A 17,562-nucleotide genomic window follows, 5' to 3' on the forward strand; every position below is an offset into this window, starting at 1 on the left:
GTCGTGCCCGGGTCCTACCGCCGGTGCTGCGAGTCCGCCACCGTCACCTCGACGCGCTGGAACTCCTTCAGCTCGCTGTAGCCGGTGGTGGCCATGGCGCGGCGCAGGGCGCCGAAGAGGTTCATCGAGCCGTCGGGGGTGTGGGACGGGCCGGTGAGGATCTCCTCGATGGTCCCGACGGTGCCGAGGTCGACCTTCTTGCCGCGCGGCAGCTCCTCGTTCACGGCCTCCATGCCCCAGTGGTGCCCCTTGCCCGGGCCGTCGGTCGCGCGCGCGAGCGGGGAGCCCATCATGACCGCGTCGGCACCGCAGGCGATCGCCTTGGGCAGGTCGCCCGACCAGCCGACACCGCCGTCCGCGATCACGTGCACGTACCGGCCGCCGGACTCGTCCATGTAGTCACGGCGCGCGGCCGCGACGTCGGCGACAGCCGTCGCCATGGGGACCTGGATGCCGAGCACATTGCGCGTGGTGTGCGCGGCGCCGCCGCCGAAGCCGACCAGCACACCGGCCGCGCCGGTGCGCATCAGGTGCAGGGCCGCGGTGTACGTGGCGCAGCCGCCGACGATCACCGGGACGTCCAGCTCGTAGATGAACTGCTTCAGGTTCAGCGGCTCGGACGCCCCGGAGACGTGCTCCGCCGAGACCGTCGTACCGCGGATGACGAAGATGTCCACGCCCGCGTCGACGACGGCCTTGGAGAACTGGGCCGTGCGCTGCGGGGAGAGCGCGGCGGCCGTGACGACGCCCGAGTCGCGCACCTCCTTGATGCGGGCGCCGATCAGCTCCTCCTTGATCGGCGCGGCGTAGATCTCCTGGAGGCGCCGGGTCGCCGCCTCGGCGGGCAGCTCGGCGATCTCGTCCAGCAGCGGCTGCGGGTCCTCGTGGCGCGTCCACAGGCCCTCGAGGTTCAGCACGCCGAGGCCGCCCAGCTCGCCGATGCGGATGGCGGTGGCCGGGGAGACGACCGAGTCCATGGGGGCGGCCAGGAACGGCAGCTCGAAGCGGTAGGCGTCGATCTGCCAGGCGATCGAGACCTCCTTCGGGTCCCGCGTACGGCGGCTGGGGACGACGGCGATGTCGTCGAAGGCGTACGCCCGGCGGCCGCGCTTGCCGCGCCCGATCTCGATCTCAGTCACGTTTGTGGCCTTTCCCTGATGCGTTGCAGCGTCTTCCAGTATCGCCGACGGGCATGACGAGGGCGGCCCCGGATGCTTCCGGGGCCGCCCCATCGAGCCCGATGCCTACTGACGGCTGTAGTTCGGCGCCTCGACCGTCATCTGGATGTCGTGCGGGTGGCTCTCCTTCAGACCCGCCGAGGTGATGCGGACGAAGCGGCCCTTGGACTCCATCTCCTCGATGGTGGCCGCGCCCACGTAGCCCATGGTCTGGCGCAGACCGCCGACGAGCTGGTGCAGCACGTTGGCCAGGGGGCCGCGGTAGGGCACCTGGCCCTCGACGCCCTCGGGCACGAGCTTGTCGTCGGAGGCCACCTCGGCCTGGAAGTAGCGGTCCTTCGAGAACGACTTCCCCTGGCCGCGGGACTGCATGGCGCCCAGCGAGCCCATGCCGCGGTAGGACTTGAACTGCTTGCCGTTGATGAAGAGCAGCTCGCCGGGCGACTCCTCACAGCCCGCGAGCAGGCTGCCCAGCATGACCGTGTCGGCACCGGCGGCGAGCGCCTTGCCGATGTCGCCGGAGTACTGCAGACCGCCGTCGCCGATCAGCGGGATGCCCGCGGGGCGGGCGGCGAGGGAGGCCTCGTAGATGGCGGTGACCTGCGGGACGCCGATACCGGCGACCACCCGCGTGGTGCAGATCGAGCCGGGGCCCACACCCACCTTGATGCCGTCGACACCGGCGTCGATCAGGGCCTGCGCGCCGTCGCGCGTGGCGACGTTGCCGCCGATCACGTCGACGGACACGCTCGACTTGATCTTCGACATCCAGCTGAGGGCGTTGCTGTTGTGGCCGTGCGAGGTGTCGACGACCAGGAAGTCCACCCCGGCCTCGGCGAGCGCCTGGGCACGCTCCAGGGCCTCGGGGCTGGCGCCCACCGCGGCACCGACCAGCAGCCGGCCCTCGGCGTCCTTGGCGGCGTTCGGGTACTTCTCGGCCTTGACGAAGTCCTTGACCGTGATCAGGCCCTTGAGGATGCCCCGGTCGTCGACGAGCGGCAGCTTCTCGATCTTGTGGCGGCGCAGCAGCTCCATGGCGTCGACGCCGGAGATGCCGACCTTGCCGGTGACCAGCGGCATCGGCGTCATGACGTCACGCACCTGACGGCTGCGGTCGGTCTCGAAGGCCATGTCACGGTTGGTGACGATGCCGAGCAGCTTGCCGGCCGGGTCGGTGACGGGGACGCCGCTGATGCGGAACTTGGCGCACAGGGCGTCCGCCTCAGCGAGCGTCGCGTCGGGGTGCACCGTGATGGGGTCGGTGACCATGCCGGACTCGGACCGCTTGACCAGGTCGACCTGGTTGACCTGGTCCTCGACCGACAGGTTGCGGTGCAGCACGCCGACGCCGCCGAGGCGGGCCATCGCGATCGCCAGGCGGGATTCGGTCACCTTGTCCATCGCCGCGGAGAGCAGCGGGATGTTGACCCGGACGTTGCGGGAGATGCGGGACGAGGTGTCGACCGCGTTGGGCAGCACCTCGGATGCGCCCGGCAGCAGCAGCACGTCGTCGTAGGTCAGCCCGAGTGTCGCGAATTTTCCGGGCACTCCGTCGACGTTTGCAGTCATGACACCTTCCCCAAATGGCCTTGATCGGTGCGGATGTCCATGCTAACGGGAAGCGCGGCTGTCTCATTCCACGGTTCCGGTCGGCTCGGGGCTTCGTATGTTCGTACGGAAGCCGCGCACCGCCTGTTCAACCAAGGGCTGCTGAAGGGCTACTGCTCGGCGAGCGCCCGCAGCCGGCTCAGCGCCCGGTGCTGCGCCACCCGGACGGCGCCGGGTGACATTCCCAACATCTGGCCCGTCTCCTCGGCCGTGAGCCCCACCGCGATGCGCAGCAGCAACAGCTCCCGCTGGTTCTCGGGCAGGTTGGCCAGGAGTTTCTTGGCCCATGCCGCGTCACTGCTCAGCAGGGCGCGTTCCTCCGGTCCCAGGGAGTCGTCGGGGCGCTCGGGCATCTCGTCGGAGGGGATGGCCGTCGAGCCGGGGTGGCGCATCGCCGCGCGCTGCAGGTCGGCGACCTTGTGGGCGGCGATGGCGAAGACGAACGCCTCGAAGGGACGCCCGGTGTCCCGGTAGCGGGGCAGTGCGAGGAGCACCGCCACGCACACCTCCTGGGCGAGGTCCTCCACGAAGTGCCGGGCGTCGCCCGGGAGACGGGACAGGCGGGTGCGGCAGTAGCGCAGCGCCAGGGGGTGGACATGGGCGAGCAGATCGTGCGTGGCCTGCTCGTCCCCGTCGACGGCGCGGTGGACGAGCGCGCCGATCGCCCCTTGGGCATTGACCGCCTCGTCGTCGCGCATCGGTCCATGGTGCCTTGCGGCCGTTGGGTCCGCGGCACCGCGCCCGTTGTTGTGCACCGAAGCGTTATGAGCAGGTGCGCCGGCACTCATCCCCTGCGCCCTCCCCTTCCGCTCGACCGACTCGTCCCCGAGGAACTCCACACCCTCAAGGATGCGGCATCCGCGGCGAAACAAGCAGCGGGCACCCGGCGGACACCCGGTCCGACCCCGCCCACCTGCCTTTTCGCGCCCCCACTGCGACCACCGCCACACGCGCGGCCGCCCTCAGGACCTGCCGTTCGGATCGTCCCGGGGCCGGGCGGCCTCGCAGGCACCCCGCCGAACCCTCGCACCCGTGCGTACGGCCCGCGCGGGGGCATCCGCATGCCCCCGCTCCCCGGCCCGCGCCGGGTGCCTCGCGCCGAAGCCGGCCCGATCCGAAGGACAGGTCCTAGCGCACCAGGCCCCACCGGAAGCCGAGCGCCACGGCGTGGGCCCGGTCCGAGGCGCCGAGCTTCTTGAACAGGCGCCGGGCGTGGGTCTTGACGGTGTCCTCGGAGAGGAACAGCTCGCGGCCGATCTCCGCGTTCGAGCGGCCGTGGCTCATGCCTTCGAGGACCTGGATCTCACGCGCCGTGAGCGTGGGCGCGGCGCCCATCTCGGCCGAGCGCAGCCGGCGCGGGGCGAGCCGCCAGGTCGGGTCGGCCAGGGCCTGCGTCACCGTCGCGCGCAGCTCGGCGCGGGAGGCGTCCTTGTGCAGATAGCCGCGGGCACCGGCGGCGACCGCGAGGGCCACGCCGTCCAGGTCCTCGGCGACGGTGAGCATGATGATGCGCGCGCCGGGGTCGGCGGACAGCAGCCGCCGGACCGTCTCGACGCCGCCCAGACCGGGCATGCGCACGTCCATCAGAATCAGGTCCGAGCGGTCGGCCCCCCAGCGGCGGAGGACTTCCTCGCCGTTGGCCGCCGTCGTCACGCGCTCTACGCCGGGCACGGTCGCGACCGCGCGACGGAGCGCCTCTCGGGCAAGCGGGGAGTCGTCGCAGACGAGGACGGAAGTCATGACCGCCCTCCGCAGCTGATGCACGTCACCTTGAGCCTCCAGGCTGGTACGGAATCGTCACCTGTGCGGTCGACCGTCTCGGACACCCGTCCGAGCGCTTGTTCCTTCAACCGCCTCGCCCTCTCAACGACGGTCACTCGAAAGAGTTACGGGGTCGGCTGTCATCTTCGGCACTCTACGTGAGGGGGCGGACACGGTGCAGACATGCGCAGCAGACCCACGAACTTTCATCACAACCTATGCCCCATTCAGACCCATTTCTTCCGCTTTGCCAGTGTCTGGAGCTAGATTCGCAATGAGTCATATTTTCATCTCCTTAGATCGTAGTTGTACGGTCGTAGACACCGGATCCGCCCAAAACGGCTACAAGGGGTCACGTAATGGCAGATTTCTCCCGCCTTCCCGGACCGAACGCGGACCTGTGGGACTGGCAGCTGCTGGCCGCCTGCCGCGGGGTGGACAGCTCGCTCTTCTTCCATCCGGAGGGCGAGCGCGGTGCGGCTCGGAGTGCTCGCGAGAACTCGGCCAAAGAGGTCTGCATGAGGTGCCCGGTACGCGCCGAGTGCGCCGCTCACGCGCTGGCGGTGCGTGAGCCGTACGGCGTGTGGGGCGGGCTGACCGAGGACGAGCGCGAAGAGCTCATGGGGCGGGCGCGCAACCGGCTGGTGTCGGCGTCGGCACCTGGCGGGCATACCGCCTCGCACCATTGAAATAACGTTTCTGCGGATGGCACGCGCACGCGTGCCCTTGGTTTTCGCTAGCGGACGGCCGCCCGCGCCAGCTGGTCGAGCGTCGCCGACACCGCCGGGACCTGTGCGAGGTCGGGCAGGGTGAGCGCGACGATCTCCCGCCGTACCGCCGGTTCCAGCGTCACGGTGCGTACACCCCGGGGCCGTACCGACTCGACGGCCAGCTGCGGCAGCACGGCCACGCCCAGTCCGGCGCCGACCAGGCCGACCACCGCCGGATAGTCGTCGGTGGCGAAGTCGATGCGAGGCGTGAAGCCGGCCGCCGCGCACACCTCGACCAACTGACCTCGACAGCGCGGGCAGCCCGCGATCCACGGCTCCTGCGCGAGCTCGCCGATGGCGACGGACCGCGCGCCCGCGAGCCGGTGCCGCTCCGGCACGAGGGCGACGAGCCGGTCCGAAAGCAGCGGCCGTACGACGAGGTCGTCCCACTCCTCCGCGCCCGCCGCTCCCTCGTAGCGGAAGGCGAGCGCCACGTCGCAGTCGCCCTCGCGCAGCAGGCCGACCGATGCGGGCGGTTCGGCCTCCTCCAGGGAGACGCGGGTGCCGGGATGTGCCGCGCGCAGCGCGGCGAGGGCCGTCGGCACCAGCGTGGAGCTGCCGCTGGGGAAGGAGACGAGCCGGACCCGTCCCGCGCGCAGCCCGGCGATGGCGGCGATCTCCTCCTCCGCGGCCGTGAGCCCGGCGAGGATCCCGGCGGCGTGCCGCACCAGCGCCTCACCGGCCTGGGTCAGGCGCATCTCGCGCCCGGTGCGGATGAGCAGGGGGGTGCCGACGGAGGTTTCCAGGGCCTTCATCTGCTGGCTGACGGCGGGCTGTGTGCAGCCCAGTTCCCGTCCCGCGGCGGAGAAGGAACCGGTGGCGGCGACGGCGCGCAGTACGCGGAGATGACGAGCTTCGATCACCCTTCGAGAATAAGCGACCCTTTGACGCCGATGCGAATAATGCGTCGACGCTTTGGGGTCCGGTCCCTTACCGTGCGGTGCATGAAGCTTCTGTCTGTGAATCTGGGCCGTGCCAAGGCTGTGCCGTACACGGACAACCCGGAGGGCGTGACCGGGATCGACAAGCGGCCGGTGGACGGGTCCGTGCGGGTGTCGGCGCCCGGGCCCAAGGGCATCGGCGGGAGCGGGCTGGCCGGGGACGCGGTGTGCAAGCTGGAGCACCACGGCGGCGACGACCAGGCGGTGTACGCGATGGCGCGCGAGGACCTGGACGAGTGGGAGCGCGAGCTGGGCCGGACGCTGGCCGACGGGGCGTTCGGCGAGAACCTCACGACCCAGGGGCTGGACGTGTCCGGCGCGCGGATCGGCGAGCGCTGGCGCATCGGGCCCGAGGTCGTCCTGGAGATCACCTCCGGGCGGATCCCGTGCCGCACGTTCCAGGGCCATCTGGAGGAGAAGGGCTGGGTGAAGCGGTTCACCCGGCGGGGCGCGCCGGGGGCGTATCTGCGGGTGATCGAGCCCGGCGCGATTCGCGCGGGCGACGTCGTCGAGATCGTGCACCGGCCGGACCACGACGTGACGGTGGCCCTGCAGTTCCGGGCGGTCACCACCGAGCGGACGCTGCTGCCGCGGCTGCTGGCGGCGGGCGAGGCGCTGCACCCGGAGGTGCTGCGGGAGGCGCGGGAGTACGTGGAGAAGTACGGGGCCTGACGGCGGCTCACCGCGGCGGTCTCCACCGACCCTTCACCGGCCAAGGCCCCGTCCGGAAGCGGACGCACCCACTCCGGGTCACTAACCTTCTGCCATGACAACGGCTCTGATTACGGGATCGACGGCAGGCATCGGGGCCGCGTTCGCGCGGCGACTGGCGTCCGACGGGCACAACCTGGTGCTGGTGGCCCGCGACACCAAGCGGCTCAGGGAACAGGCGACCGAGCTGCACGACGGGCACGGCATCGAGGCGGAGGTACTGACGGCCGACCTGGCGCAGGACAAGGGCATCGAGGCGGTGGCCGACCGGCTGGGCGACCGCAAGAACCCCGTCGACCTCCTGGTCAACAACGCCGGATTCGGCAACAAGGGCCGCTATCTCGATGTCTCCATGGCCGATGAGCTGCGGATGCTCAAGGTGCACTGCGAGGCGGTACTGCGGCTGACGTCGGCGGCGACCGAGGGCATGCGGGCGCGCGGCCGGGGCGGTGTCGTCAATGTCGCGTCGGTCGCCGCGTTCGTTCCGCGGGGCACCTACGGCGCGTCCAAGGCCTGGGTCGTGCAGTTCACGCAGGGCGCGGCGCGTGACCTGGCCGGCAGCGGCGTACGGCTGATGGCGCTCTGCCCTGGTTTCGTGCGCACGGAGTTCCACGACCGGGCCGGCATGGGCACGGACAACATCCCGGGCTGGATGTGGCTCGACGCGGACAAGCTGGTGGCGGCGGCGCTGCACGACCTGGCCCGGGGCAAGACGCTGTCGATCCCGGACCCGCGGTACAAGGCGCTGATGGGCGCGGCGAAGCTGGTGCCCAGAGGGATGCTCGGGGCGGTTTCGTCCAGGACGGGGCGGAAGTACGGGCCGCAGTAGCGGCTTCGGTCGCGAAGCGCCGGGAGGCATCCGGGCGGCCCGCTTGGGAGAATGGAGCTGCCCAGCCGGCCCCAGCGATCCCGGAGGCGAGGCCATGACCTTCGTACAGCTCATCGAATGCAGGACCAGTCGGCTCGACGAGATGAACCGGCTGATGGACAGGTGGGTCGAGCAGACCAAGGGGAAGCGGACCGCGTCGCACAGTGTGGTGGCGAAGGACCGGGCCGACGCGTCGCACGTCGTCGAGATCGTGGAGTTTCCGTCGTACGAGGAGGCGATGAGGAACTCCGGGCTTCCGGAGACCGGACGGATCTTCCAGGAGATGGTGGCGCTCTGCGACGAGACGCCGACGTTCACGGATCTTGACGTGGTGCGGGACGAGCAGCTGTACGCGGCCACCGCGCGCAGGTTCTTCGAGCAGGCGCCCGGGCAGGGTGCGGCGCCCCCGTTCAACGACGTGTTCATCGAGGACTACCACGACCACGATCCCGCCAATGTGCAGGACGTCATCGGGCTGGACGCGGTGCGGCGCGAGGTGGAGATGTGGCGGGGCGGCTTCGACTTCTCGTTCACGGTCGAGGACCAGATCGCCCAGGGCGACCGGGTGTGCACCCGGTGGACCTGGAAGGGGCACCACAAGGGCGACTTCCTCGGGATTCCGCCGACGGGGAAGGACGTCACCATGACCGGGACGGTCGTCCACCGGTGCACGCCGGACGGGAAGATCGCCGAGGGCTGGTGGGAGTACGACCGGCTGGGGCTGATGCAGCAGCTCGGGGCGCTCGATCCGCTGGAGCTGTGACCGGCGCGAGACCTACGGGAGAAGCCCCCGTTCCGCCTGGGCGGAACGGGGGCTTCTGCTACGAGGTCGGTGCCTCAGTGGGAGTGGCCGTGGCCGTGGCCCCCGGCGGCCGGCTCCTCCTCTTCCTTCTTCTCGACGACCAGGGTCTCGGTCGTGAGGAGGAGGGAGGCGATGGAGGCGGCGTTCTCCAGGGCGGAGCGGGTGACCTTGACCGGGTCGATGACGCCGGCCTTGACCAGGTCGCCGTACTCGCCGGTGGCGGCGTTGAAGCCCTGGCCCTTGTCGAGCTCGGCGACCTTGGAGGTGATGACGTAGCCCTCCAGGCCGGCGTTCTCGGCGATCCAGCGCAGCGGCTCGACGGCGGCCTTGCGGACGACGGCGACACCGGTGGCCTCGTCGCCGGTCTTGCCGAGGTTGCCCTCGAGGACCTTCACGGCGTGGACGAGCGCGGAACCGCCACCGGAGACGATGCCCTCCTCGACCGCGGCGCGGGTCGCGGAGATGGCGTCCTCCAGACGGTGCTTGCGCTCCTTGAGCTCCACCTCGGTGGCGGCACCCACGCGGATGACGCACACGCCGCCGGCCAGCTTCGCGAGGCGCTCCTGGAGCTTCTCGCGGTCCCAGTCGGAGTCGGTGGACTCGATCTCGGCCTTGATCTGGGCGACGCGGCCCTGCACGTCGTCCTTGTTGCCGGCGCCGTCGACGACCGTGGTGTCGTCCTTGGTGACGGTGATGCGGCGGGCGGAGCCGAGGACGTCCAGGCCGACCTGGTCGAGCTTGAGGCCGACCTCCTCGGAGACGACCGTGGCGCCGGTGAGGACCGCGAGGTCCTGCAGCATCGCCTTGCGGCGGTCGCCGAAGCCGGGGGCCTTCACCGCGACGGCGTTGAAGGTGCCGCGGATCTTGTTCACCACGAGGGTGGACAGCGCCTCGCCGTCGACGTCCTCGGCGATGATCAGCAGCGGCTTGGAGGCGTTGGCCTGGATGACCTTCTCCAGCAGCGGCAGCAGGTCCGCGATGGCGGAGATCTTGCCCTGCGTGATGAGGACGTACGGGTCGTCCAGGACGGCTTCCATGCGCTCCTGGTCCGTCACGAAGTACGGCGACAGGTAGCCCTTGTCGAAGGCCATGCCCTCGGTGAAGTCCAGCTCCAGACCGAAGGTGTTGGACTCCTCGACGGTGATGACACCGTCCTTGCCGACCTTGTCCATCGCCTCGGCGATGAGCTCGCCGACCTGCTGGTCCTGGGCGGACAGACCGGCGACGGCGGCGATGTCGGACTTCTCGTCGATCGGGCGGGCGGTCGCGAGGAGCTCCTCGGACACGGCCTTGACCGCGGCGTCGATGCCCTTCTTCAGGGCGGCCGGGGAGGCACCGGCGGCGACGTTCTTCAGGCCCTCGCGCACGAGCGCCTGGGCGAGCACGGTCGCGGTGGTCGTACCGTCACCCGCGATGTCGTTGGTCTTGGTCGCCACCTCCTTGACCAGCTGGGCACCGAGGTTCTCGTACGGGTCCTCGACCTCGACCTCGCGGGCGATGGTCACACCGTCGTTGGTGATGGTGGGGGCGCCGAACTTCTTGTCGATGACGACGTTGCGGCCCTTGGGGCCGATCGTCACCTTGACCGTGTCGGCAAGCTTGTTGACGCCGCGCTCGAGGGCGCGACGGGCGTCCTCGTCGAACTTCAGGATCTTCGCCATGGGAGCGGTTCAGCCCTCTCGGAAAACGTGGGTGAAACGAACTGCGCCCCCGACGCCCGGCTTCATAAGGTCGCGGGGGCCAGGGGCGCAGTTCACTGCAATGCTGGTAATGCCGGGTGAATTACTTCTCGACGATCGCGAGCACGTCGCGAGCCGAGAGGACGAGGTACTCCTCGCCGTTGTACTTCACCTCGGTGCCGCCGTACTTGCTGTAGAGCACGACATCGCCGACGGAGACGTCGAGCGGAAGACGGTTACCGTCCTCGAAGCGGCCCGGGCCCACGGCCAGGACGACGCCCTCCTGGGGCTTCTCCTTGGCGGTGTCCGGGATGACCAGGCCAGAGGCGGTGGTCTGCTCGGCGTCGAGCGGCTGGACCACAATGCGGTCCTCGAGCGGCTTGATGGCAACCTTGGAGCTGGTGGTCGTCACGATCCGACCTCCCCCTTCGGAGATCTCACGGGGTTAACTGTCTGAGGTGGCGACCAGGTCGATCCGTCGTCGCGGGTGCCGGACCTGCCCGTCGCTGTGTTGGCACTCTCCAGTGGGGAGTGCCAGAGCCGAGACTATGACCGCGATTAGCACTCGGTCAAGCGGACTGCTAATTGCCTGCGGCGCGTCGGCCGGGTTCTGGTGTCGGCGTACGTCCGGACAGGTGCTCGGCGTGAGTGTCCTGGCCCTCCGGGGGCTGCCGCCCCCAGGCCCCCGCATCGGCCCGAACGGCCTCGTCCTCAAGCGCCGGACGGACTGGGTGTCCCAGCCGGGCCGCGTCGGGAGTCAGAGGTAGTCCTCCAGCCGCCCCACCCGCAGCCCCCGCCCCTCGATCTCGCCCAGCAGCCGCACGGTCCGTTCCGTCGGCGACAGGGACTCCGTCTCGGCCGATGGCACGGAGATGATGTCGCCGGGGCCAAGGCGCGGCTCGCCGTGGGAGTACGCCAGTTCGCCGTCGGCGGACAGGGACGCCCGCCAGAGGACGACCGCCGTGCTGCCGCAGTCGGCGGCGGCGCGCAGGGTCGTCGTGTCGTACGTGCCGTAGGGCGGGCGGAAGAGGTGGGGGCGGATACCGAAGCGGGAGCGGAGTTTGTGCTGCTGGCCGCAGATCTCGGCGCGCTGGCCGGCGTAGGGCAGGCCGCGCAGGGCCGGGTGGTCGAGGGTGTGGTTCTGGAGGGACGCGCCGACCGCGCGCAGCCGGGCCAGATGGCCGTATCCGGGGCCCGCGACGCTGTCCGTGAGGAACAGGGTGACCGGGAGCCGCCGTTCGCGGACGAGGCCGGAGAAGCGGGGGTCGCGTTCGGCGCCGTCGTCGTAGGTCAGGAAGACGACCGGGTCCCGGGTGCGGACCCGGTCCACGACGGGCGGCAGGCGCGCCGGACGCGCGAGAGGGCCGGTCGCGCGTGTCGGGTCCTGGCCCCGGCCGTCCGCTCCCGCCCGCTCCCCCGCCGCCCCGGCGCACCCGGCCAGCAGGACCACGCCCGCACAGAGCGCCGCGGCCGTCGGCAGCCGCCTCACAGGTAGTCCTCCAGCCGCCCCACCGCGTATCCCTCGGTCGTGACCTTGTTCAGGAAGCGGCGGACCATGTCGGGCATCGCGCCCTTCCACTGCTCGCGGCCCCGGAAGTGGCTGAGGACGATGTCGCCCGGGCGCAGCCTCCGGTCCGCCTCGCGGTACTCCCAGTGGTCGGCGAAGACCTCCGCGTTCCAGAGGGGGGCGTACTCGATGCCGCAGGCCTTGGCGGCGCGCAGGGTCGCCTTGTCGTAGCTGCCGAAGGGCGGGCGGAAGAGGGTGGGGCGGGTGCCGTAGCGCATCTCGATGAAGCGCTGCATGCCGCAGATCTCGCGCCGCTGCGCGCGGTAGGACAGGCCCGGCATGTAGCGGTGCCAGAGGGTGTGGTTGTTCAGGACCGCGCCCCTGGCCTGCATCTGCCGGAAGTAGCGGTCGTCGTCCTTCACCAGGTAGCCGCTGAGGAAGGCGGTGTACGGGACGTCCAGGTCGCTCATCATCCGCAGGAACGCCGGGTCCTTCTCGGCGCCGTCGTCGATGGTGAGGAAGACGACCTTGTCCCGGGTGGGGATCGTGGTGAAGACGGGCGGCAGATCCAGCTCCCGGTGGCCGTCCACCTCGAAGCCCTTGCGGGTCTTGATCCTGGGCTTCCTCTCGGGAGCCGGCGGGGCCGCCAGCGGGACTCTCCTCAGCCCCCAGCGGTGCGCCGCGGCGATGCGGGCGGCGTGCGCGGCGCGCAGCTTGGTGGCGTAGGAGTCGAGCGCGCGGGCCGGGGGCGCCTCGAGGGGCTGCTGACCGCCGGCCGGGGCGACCTGGCCGCCGTCCGCCTGCGCGCAGCCCGAGGCGATGGCAACGAGGGCGAGCACGACGAGGCCGATACGGACGCCGCCAGTCGCCCGCCTTTTGTCATTTTGTACGACTGCTCGCATGATGCCGGATCCTCGCAGCCGGCCGGTGCGAACCCGCCCCGACACCGCGGCCGACGGCATGCCGTCCACCGACTGGCCCACAATGATCCGGTGAACGATCTCGCCCTCCTCCTCACCCCTGAAGGCCGCGCCCTCCTCGACGAGGTGCGGGACACCGACCCGGCGCGGGAGCTGGCCGTGGCGACGCGGCTGCGCCGGGAGCACCCCGCCGAGCTGGTGTCGGCGGCGCTGGGCCAGGCGCGGCTGCGGCAGCGGGCGGCGGTGAAGTTCGGGGCCGAGGACGCGGGGCGGATGTTCTTCACGCCGAACGGGGTGGAGCAGTCGACCCGGGCGAGTGTGGCGGCGTATCGCGCCCGGCGGATGACGGACCTGGGGATCACCTCCGTCGCCGACCTGTGCTCCGGCATCGGCGGGGACGCGATCGCGCTGGCCCGCGCCGGGATCCGGGTCTTGGCCGTGGACCGGGACCCGCTGACGGCCGCGGCGGCGCGGGCGAACGCCGACGCGCTGGGTCTTGCCGGCCTGATCGAGGTGCGGGAGGCCGATGTCACGGAGGTGGACACGGCGGGGTACGACGCCGTCTTCGTCGACCCGGCCCGGCGCGGCGGCCGGGGCCGGATCTTCGACCCCGAGGCCTACTCACCGCCCCTGTCCTGGGCGGTGTCGGCCGCCCGCCGGGCCCCTCGCGCCGCCGCGCTGAAGATCGCCCCCGGCATCCCGCACGAGGCGGTGCCCGAGGACGCCGAGGCCGAGTGGATCTCCGACGGCGGGGACGTGAAGGAGGCGGTGCTGTGGTTCGGCACCGAGCCGGGGGCGGTACGGGCCACCCTGCTGCCGGGCCCCCGCACCCTGCTCTCGCGCGGTCTGCCCGACCCGGAGGTCCGCCCGCCCGGCCGCTATCTGTACGAGCCCGACGGCGCCGTCATCCGGGCCCATCTGGTCTCCGAAGTGGCCGACCGGGTCGACGGCGGCCTGCTCGACGCGACCATCGCGTACGTCACGGCCGACGCCCTGCACCCGAACCCGTACGCCACCGCCTACGAGATCACCGACCATCTCCCCTTCAACGTCAAGAAGCTGAAGGCCCTGCTGAGGGAGCGTCAGGTCGGCACCCTCACCGTCAAGAAACGGGGTTCGGCCGTCGAGCCGGAGGAACTCCGCAAGAAGGTCAAGCCGCAGGGCCCGCACGCGGCCACGGTGTTCCTGACCCGGGTGGCGGGGGCACCGGCGATGCTCATCGGGCACCCCGCGTAGCCGGGACACCGTCAGGACTGTTCCGCCGCCCGGCGCAGCAGCAACTCCCGTTCCCGTTCGTTCCGCGTCAGCGACGCCGCCCGTTCGAACTCGGCCCGGGCCTCCGCCGTACGGCCCAGTCGGGAGAGAAGGTCGGCCCGGACGCTGGGGAGCAGGTGGTAGTCGCGCAGGGCGGGGTCGTCGGTCAGGGCGTCGACGAGGGGCAGGGCCTGGGACGGGCCCTCGGCCATGGAGACCGCCACCGCGCGGTTGAGTTCCACGACCGGGGAGGGCGAGCGGGCGGCCAGGAGGCGGTACAGGACGGCGATGCGCGGCCAGTCGGTCTCCTCGTAGGTGTAGGCGTGCGCGTGGCAGGCGGCGATGGCGGCCTGCAGGAGGTACGGGCCGGGGGCGCCGGAGGAGGTGGCCTCGGCCCTGCCCAGCGCGGCGACGCCGCGGGCGATGAGCATGCGGTTCCAGCGGGCGCGGTTCTGGTCCTTGAGGAGGACGGGTTCGCCGGAGGGGCCGGTACGGACCGCCGTGCGGGACGCCTGGAACTCCAGGAGCGCGGTCAGGCCGTGGACCTCGGGTTCCTTCGGCATGAGGGACGAGAGCACCCGGGCCAGCCGCAGGGCGTCCTCGCACAGGGACGGGCGGAGCCAGTCGTCGCCGGCCGTGGCGGCGTAGCCCTCGTTGAAGATGAGGTAGATGACGTCGAGGACGGAGCCGAGACGGGCCTCGCGGTCGGGGCCGTAGGGCACCTCGAAGGCGATGTTCCGCGTCGCCAGGGTGCGTTTCGCGCGCACGATGCGCTGGGCGACGGTCGCCTCGGGGACCAGGAAGGCGCGGGCGATCTCGGCCGTGGTGAGGCCGCCTAGGAGGCGCAGGGTGAGGGCGGTGCGGGCCTCGGTGGACAGCACCGGGTGACAGGCGGTGAAGACCAGGCGCAGCAGGTCGTCGTCGATGTCGTCCGGGTGCCGGAGGACCGCGGGCTCCTCCGGAGGAGACACGGTCGACAGGTCGCGGCCGATCTCCGCCAGCTTGCGGGCGTAGTTCTCCCGGCGGCGGACCAGGTCGACGGCGCGGTTGCGGGCGGTGGTCATGAGCCAGGCGCCCGGGTTGTCGGGCACGCCGTCCCGCGGCCACTGCTCCAGCGCGGCGACCAGGGCGTCCTGCGCGAGTTCCTCGGCGATGCCGACGTCCCGGACGACCCGGGTGACGCCCGCGATGATGCGGGGCGACTCGATGCGGAAGACCGTTTCGATGGCCGTGCCGGCGCCGCTCGGGTCCGGGGTGGGCTGCGCTGTCACAGCCCACCATCAGACACCCTCGGCGGCACCCGGCCAAGCAGATCCGGTCAGTCCTCGGTGATCTGCCGGACCTCGGCCGTGATCGTCCAGTAGTCCTCGTGCACGGACAGGAACCGCTTGGCCCACTCGATCGCCTCGGCCTTGTCCTTGCACTGGCTGATCGAGTAGCCGCCGATGACCTCCTTGGACTCGGTGAACGGCCCGTCGGTGACGGACAGCCGCCCGCCCTCCCAGGTCACCCGGCTGCCGTCGGAGGTCGGGGTGAGCCCGGCGGTGTCGAGCATGACCCCGGCCTTGGTGATCTCCTCCAGGAGCGTGCCCATCCGCTCCATGAGTTCGGGGCTCGGGCCCTCGGCGGGGGCGTTCTTCTCGTCGATGCGGATCAGGGTGAGAAAGCGCGGCATGGTGACTCCTCGGGGGTCTCCGGAGCGGTGTCTGTTCCCGCTCTCACCCCTGCGTCGATCGGGAGAGCCCGGGATCGACACGGTCGCCGCGTTTCTTCGAGATTTTTTTCCGGATACCTTTCCGGGCCGCGTTTCCGCAGGTCAGCGCAGCGACTCCCACAGCTTCTCCGCCTCCGGCTCCTCGGCCACCACCCGGTTGGGGTCCGACGGCGCCCGCACCACCGGCATCGTCACCGTCCGCGCCTCGCTCGCCGACAGGCCCCGCAGGCTCTGTCCGAGCCGGGTCAGGTCGGTCAGGGAGTCCAGGCCGGTGTCGGTGGTGAGGCCGGCGGTCACCGCGTCCGCGACCCGGTACAGCTTCGCCGGGTCGGTGAGCAGGTTCTGTGCGGTGATCTGTTCCAGCAGTGCCTTCACCAGCGTCTGCTGGAGGCCGATGCGGCCGAGGTCGCTGCCGTCGCCGATGCCGTGCCGGGTGCGGGCCAGGGCGAGGGCCCGGGTGCCGTCCAGGTGGTGGGTGCCGGCTTTCAGGTGCAGACGGCTGTGGTCGTCGGTGATGTCCTCCTCGGTGGTGACGGTGACGCCGCCGAGCGCGTCCACGAGCGTCGCGAAGCCGGAGAAGTCGATCTCGATGTAGTGGTCCATGCGGACGCCGGTGAGCGACTCGGCCGTCTTCACGGCGCAGACCGGACCGCCCACCGCGTACGCGCTGTTGAACATGGAGTTGGAGGCCACCGCCGTCGAACCGCCGGACGAGCGCGGGCAGGACGGGCGGGTGACCAGGGTGTCGCGCGGAATGCTCACCACCGTCGCGCTGGTCCGCCCGGCGTCGAGGTGGACGACCATCGCCGTGTCGGAGCGGGCACCCGAGCTGTCGCCGCCGCCGAGCCTCTGGTTCTCCTCGCCGCCGCGCGAGTCCGAGCCCAGGACCAGGATGTTGAGCGCCCCGCTGGGCAGGGCGGACGCCGAGGGCGACGGTGTGGCCACCGGCCTCGGCGGGCGGTTGTCGCCCAGCGCGTTGTCGATGTCGACGCTCTTGATGTTGCTGTCGAGATGCCAGTAGGCCCAGCCCGCCGCCGCGGCGGCCAGCATCAGCAGGGCCGTCAGGGTGAGGCCGGCGGTGCGCAGCGCGATCGACCGCCGGCCCGTGCCTCTGCTCTCGTCCCCGTTCGCCTCGTGTCCCGTCACGGCAGGAACATAAGTCCGAATTATTACGGGCAGGGACCTCGACGCGCCTTTTCTTCGGAAATTCTCAGACTTCGCGGGCCGGGCGGGCCCGTTCTCACCCCAGTGTCACCACCGGCACCGGATTGCTCCCGCTCCACGAGCCGTTGAACCCGAACGTCACCGAACCACCTTCCGGCACCGAACCGTTGTGCGAGGCGTTCACACAACTGACCGCCGCCCCCGACTGGGTGCAGCTCGCGTTCCAGGCCTGCGTGATCCGCCACCCGGCACCGAACGTCCAGTTCGCCTTCCACGACGACAGCGCGACCCCCGAGCAGGCGATCCGCACCTGGCCCGTGTAGCCCGTGTTCCACTGGCTCGTGACGCTGTACGTCGCCGTGCACACGCCCGTCGGGGGCGGGGTCGTCGTGCCGCCGAGCGCCTGGGCGAGGGCGCGGTACGCCGGTTTCGGGCTGTAGTTCTCGTCGTACGGCGTCGCCGCGCCCTGGCCGGGGAAGGTGTCCGGGATCCAGGAGCCGGTGACCGCCGTGCCGATGACCTTGCCCTTGGCGGCGGCGAGGTCGCGCAGCGGGGTGTCGGCGGCCTGTGCCGCGGGGGCCGCGACCAGCAGGGAACCGGCCGCCACGGCGCCGGCCCGCAGGGAAGTGAGCAAGCCCGATCTCAGGGTTCTCATTGCGGGCGCCTCCGAAAGTTTCGGTGGTGT

At 71.2% G+C, this 17,562-nt stretch carries 17 protein-coding genes and 1 pseudogene; 5 read left to right on the forward strand and 13 right to left on the reverse strand.

What is annotated here, in order from left to right; genetic code table 11:
* Window positions 1-14: 14 nt before the first annotated feature.
* The 4 genes from ACZ58V_RS05055 to ACZ58V_RS05070 form a co-directional block, all read right to left on the reverse strand.
* Entirely contained in the window at window positions 15-1,139 is a 1,125-nt protein-coding gene (locus ACZ58V_RS05055; RefSeq protein ID WP_184591345.1) for a GuaB3 family IMP dehydrogenase-related protein, read from the reverse strand.
* Window positions 1,140-1,244: 105 nt separating this feature from the next.
* A complete protein-coding gene (guaB, locus tag ACZ58V_RS05060; RefSeq protein ID WP_193481566.1) occupies window positions 1,245-2,747 on the reverse strand; it encodes an IMP dehydrogenase in 1,503 nt (500 codons plus the stop codon).
* A 149-nt stretch (window positions 2,748-2,896) separates the two neighbouring features.
* Window positions 2,897-3,484, reverse strand: coding sequence for a sigma-70 family RNA polymerase sigma factor (locus ACZ58V_RS05065; protein ID WP_382827644.1), 588 nt, complete (start codon window positions 3,482-3,484; stop codon window positions 2,897-2,899).
* Window positions 3,485-3,914: 430 nt separating this feature from the next.
* Window positions 3,915-4,526 (reverse strand): response regulator transcription factor, encoded by a 612-nt coding sequence (locus tag ACZ58V_RS05070; RefSeq protein ID WP_003948568.1) that lies wholly within the window; start codon window positions 4,524-4,526, stop codon window positions 3,915-3,917.
* Between the two features lie 380 nt (window positions 4,527-4,906).
* Between ACZ58V_RS05070 and ACZ58V_RS05075 the strand changes: the two genes are divergently transcribed.
* Entirely contained in the window at window positions 4,907-5,236 is a 330-nt protein-coding gene (locus tag ACZ58V_RS05075) for a WhiB family transcriptional regulator (protein ID WP_184591351.1), read from the forward strand.
* 47 nt (window positions 5,237-5,283) lie between these two features.
* Here ACZ58V_RS05075 and ACZ58V_RS05080 read toward each other — a convergent pair whose 3' ends face one another.
* Window positions 5,284-6,180: a LysR family transcriptional regulator gene (locus tag ACZ58V_RS05080; protein WP_468187097.1), complete on the reverse strand. Its 897-nt coding sequence runs from the start codon at window positions 6,178-6,180 to the stop codon at window positions 5,284-5,286.
* 81 nt (window positions 6,181-6,261) lie between these two features.
* Here ACZ58V_RS05080 and ACZ58V_RS05085 point away from each other — a divergent pair, with 81 nt between their 5' ends.
* The 3 genes from ACZ58V_RS05085 to ACZ58V_RS05095 all read left to right on the forward strand — a co-directional run bounded on the left by ACZ58V_RS05085 (window position 6,262) and on the right by ACZ58V_RS05095 (window position 8,600).
* Window positions 6,262-6,930, forward strand: coding sequence for an MOSC domain-containing protein (locus ACZ58V_RS05085; RefSeq protein ID WP_471288428.1), 669 nt, complete (start codon window positions 6,262-6,264; stop codon window positions 6,928-6,930).
* Window positions 6,931-7,024: 94 nt separating this feature from the next.
* The gene (locus ACZ58V_RS05090; RefSeq protein ID WP_468187091.1) at window positions 7,025-7,798 is read left to right on the forward strand and encodes an SDR family NAD(P)-dependent oxidoreductase; all 774 of its coding nucleotides are present in this window, start codon (window positions 7,025-7,027) and stop codon (window positions 7,796-7,798) included.
* 94 nt (window positions 7,799-7,892) lie between these two features.
* The gene (locus tag ACZ58V_RS05095; protein WP_468187088.1) at window positions 7,893-8,600 is read left to right on the forward strand and encodes an ester cyclase; all 708 of its coding nucleotides are present in this window, start codon (window positions 7,893-7,895) and stop codon (window positions 8,598-8,600) included.
* 74 nt (window positions 8,601-8,674) lie between these two features.
* Here the strand turns inward: ACZ58V_RS05095 and groL are convergent, their stop codons facing one another.
* From groL to ACZ58V_RS05115, 4 genes are all read right to left on the reverse strand, one after another.
* Window positions 8,675-10,300, reverse strand: a complete 1,626-nt coding sequence (gene groL, locus ACZ58V_RS05100; protein ID WP_468187085.1) for a chaperonin GroEL — start codon at window positions 10,298-10,300, stop codon at window positions 8,675-8,677.
* 121 nt (window positions 10,301-10,421) lie between these two features.
* Window positions 10,422-10,730 carry a co-chaperone GroES gene (groES, locus tag ACZ58V_RS05105; RefSeq protein ID WP_003974211.1) on the reverse strand — a complete coding sequence of 103 codons (309 nt, stop codon included), beginning with the start codon at window positions 10,728-10,730 and terminating at the stop codon, window positions 10,422-10,424.
* A gap of 345 nt (window positions 10,731-11,075) precedes the next feature.
* A complete protein-coding gene (locus tag ACZ58V_RS05110; protein ID WP_471288430.1) occupies window positions 11,076-11,807 on the reverse strand; it encodes a polysaccharide deacetylase family protein in 732 nt (243 codons plus the stop codon).
* Window positions 11,804-12,727, reverse strand: a complete 924-nt coding sequence (locus tag ACZ58V_RS05115) for a polysaccharide deacetylase family protein (RefSeq protein WP_468187078.1) — start codon at window positions 12,725-12,727, stop codon at window positions 11,804-11,806. Before ACZ58V_RS05115 ends, ACZ58V_RS05110 begins: the two co-directional genes overlap by 4 nt.
* A 90-nt stretch (window positions 12,728-12,817) precedes the next feature.
* Between ACZ58V_RS05115 and ACZ58V_RS05120 the strand changes: the two genes are divergently transcribed.
* Entirely contained in the window at window positions 12,818-13,981 is a 1,164-nt protein-coding gene (locus ACZ58V_RS05120) for a THUMP-like domain-containing protein (RefSeq protein ID WP_471288432.1), read from the forward strand.
* 11 nt (window positions 13,982-13,992) lie between these two features.
* Here ACZ58V_RS05120 and ACZ58V_RS05125 read toward each other — a convergent pair whose 3' ends face one another.
* The 4 genes and pseudogenes from ACZ58V_RS05125 to ACZ58V_RS05140 form a co-directional block, all read right to left on the reverse strand.
* Entirely contained in the window at window positions 13,993-15,270 is a 1,278-nt protein-coding gene (locus ACZ58V_RS05125) for an RNA polymerase sigma factor (RefSeq protein ID WP_471288434.1), read from the reverse strand.
* A gap of 47 nt (window positions 15,271-15,317) precedes the next feature.
* On the reverse strand, window positions 15,318-15,674 hold the full coding sequence (locus ACZ58V_RS05130) for a YciI family protein (RefSeq protein WP_311127324.1): 357 nt from the start codon (window positions 15,672-15,674) through the stop codon (window positions 15,318-15,320).
* A 141-nt stretch (window positions 15,675-15,815) separates the two neighbouring features.
* On the reverse strand, window positions 15,816-16,859 hold the full coding sequence (locus ACZ58V_RS05135) for an LCP family protein (protein WP_471288436.1): 1,044 nt from the start codon (window positions 16,857-16,859) through the stop codon (window positions 15,816-15,818).
* Window positions 16,860-16,953: 94 nt separating this feature from the next.
* A pseudogene (locus ACZ58V_RS05140) lies at window positions 16,954-17,373 on the reverse strand (cellulose binding domain-containing protein); the annotation flags it as partial.
* Between the last annotated feature and the right edge of the window lie 189 nt (window positions 17,374-17,562).

Source organism: Streptomyces sp. NPDC040589, assembly GCF_055594445.1.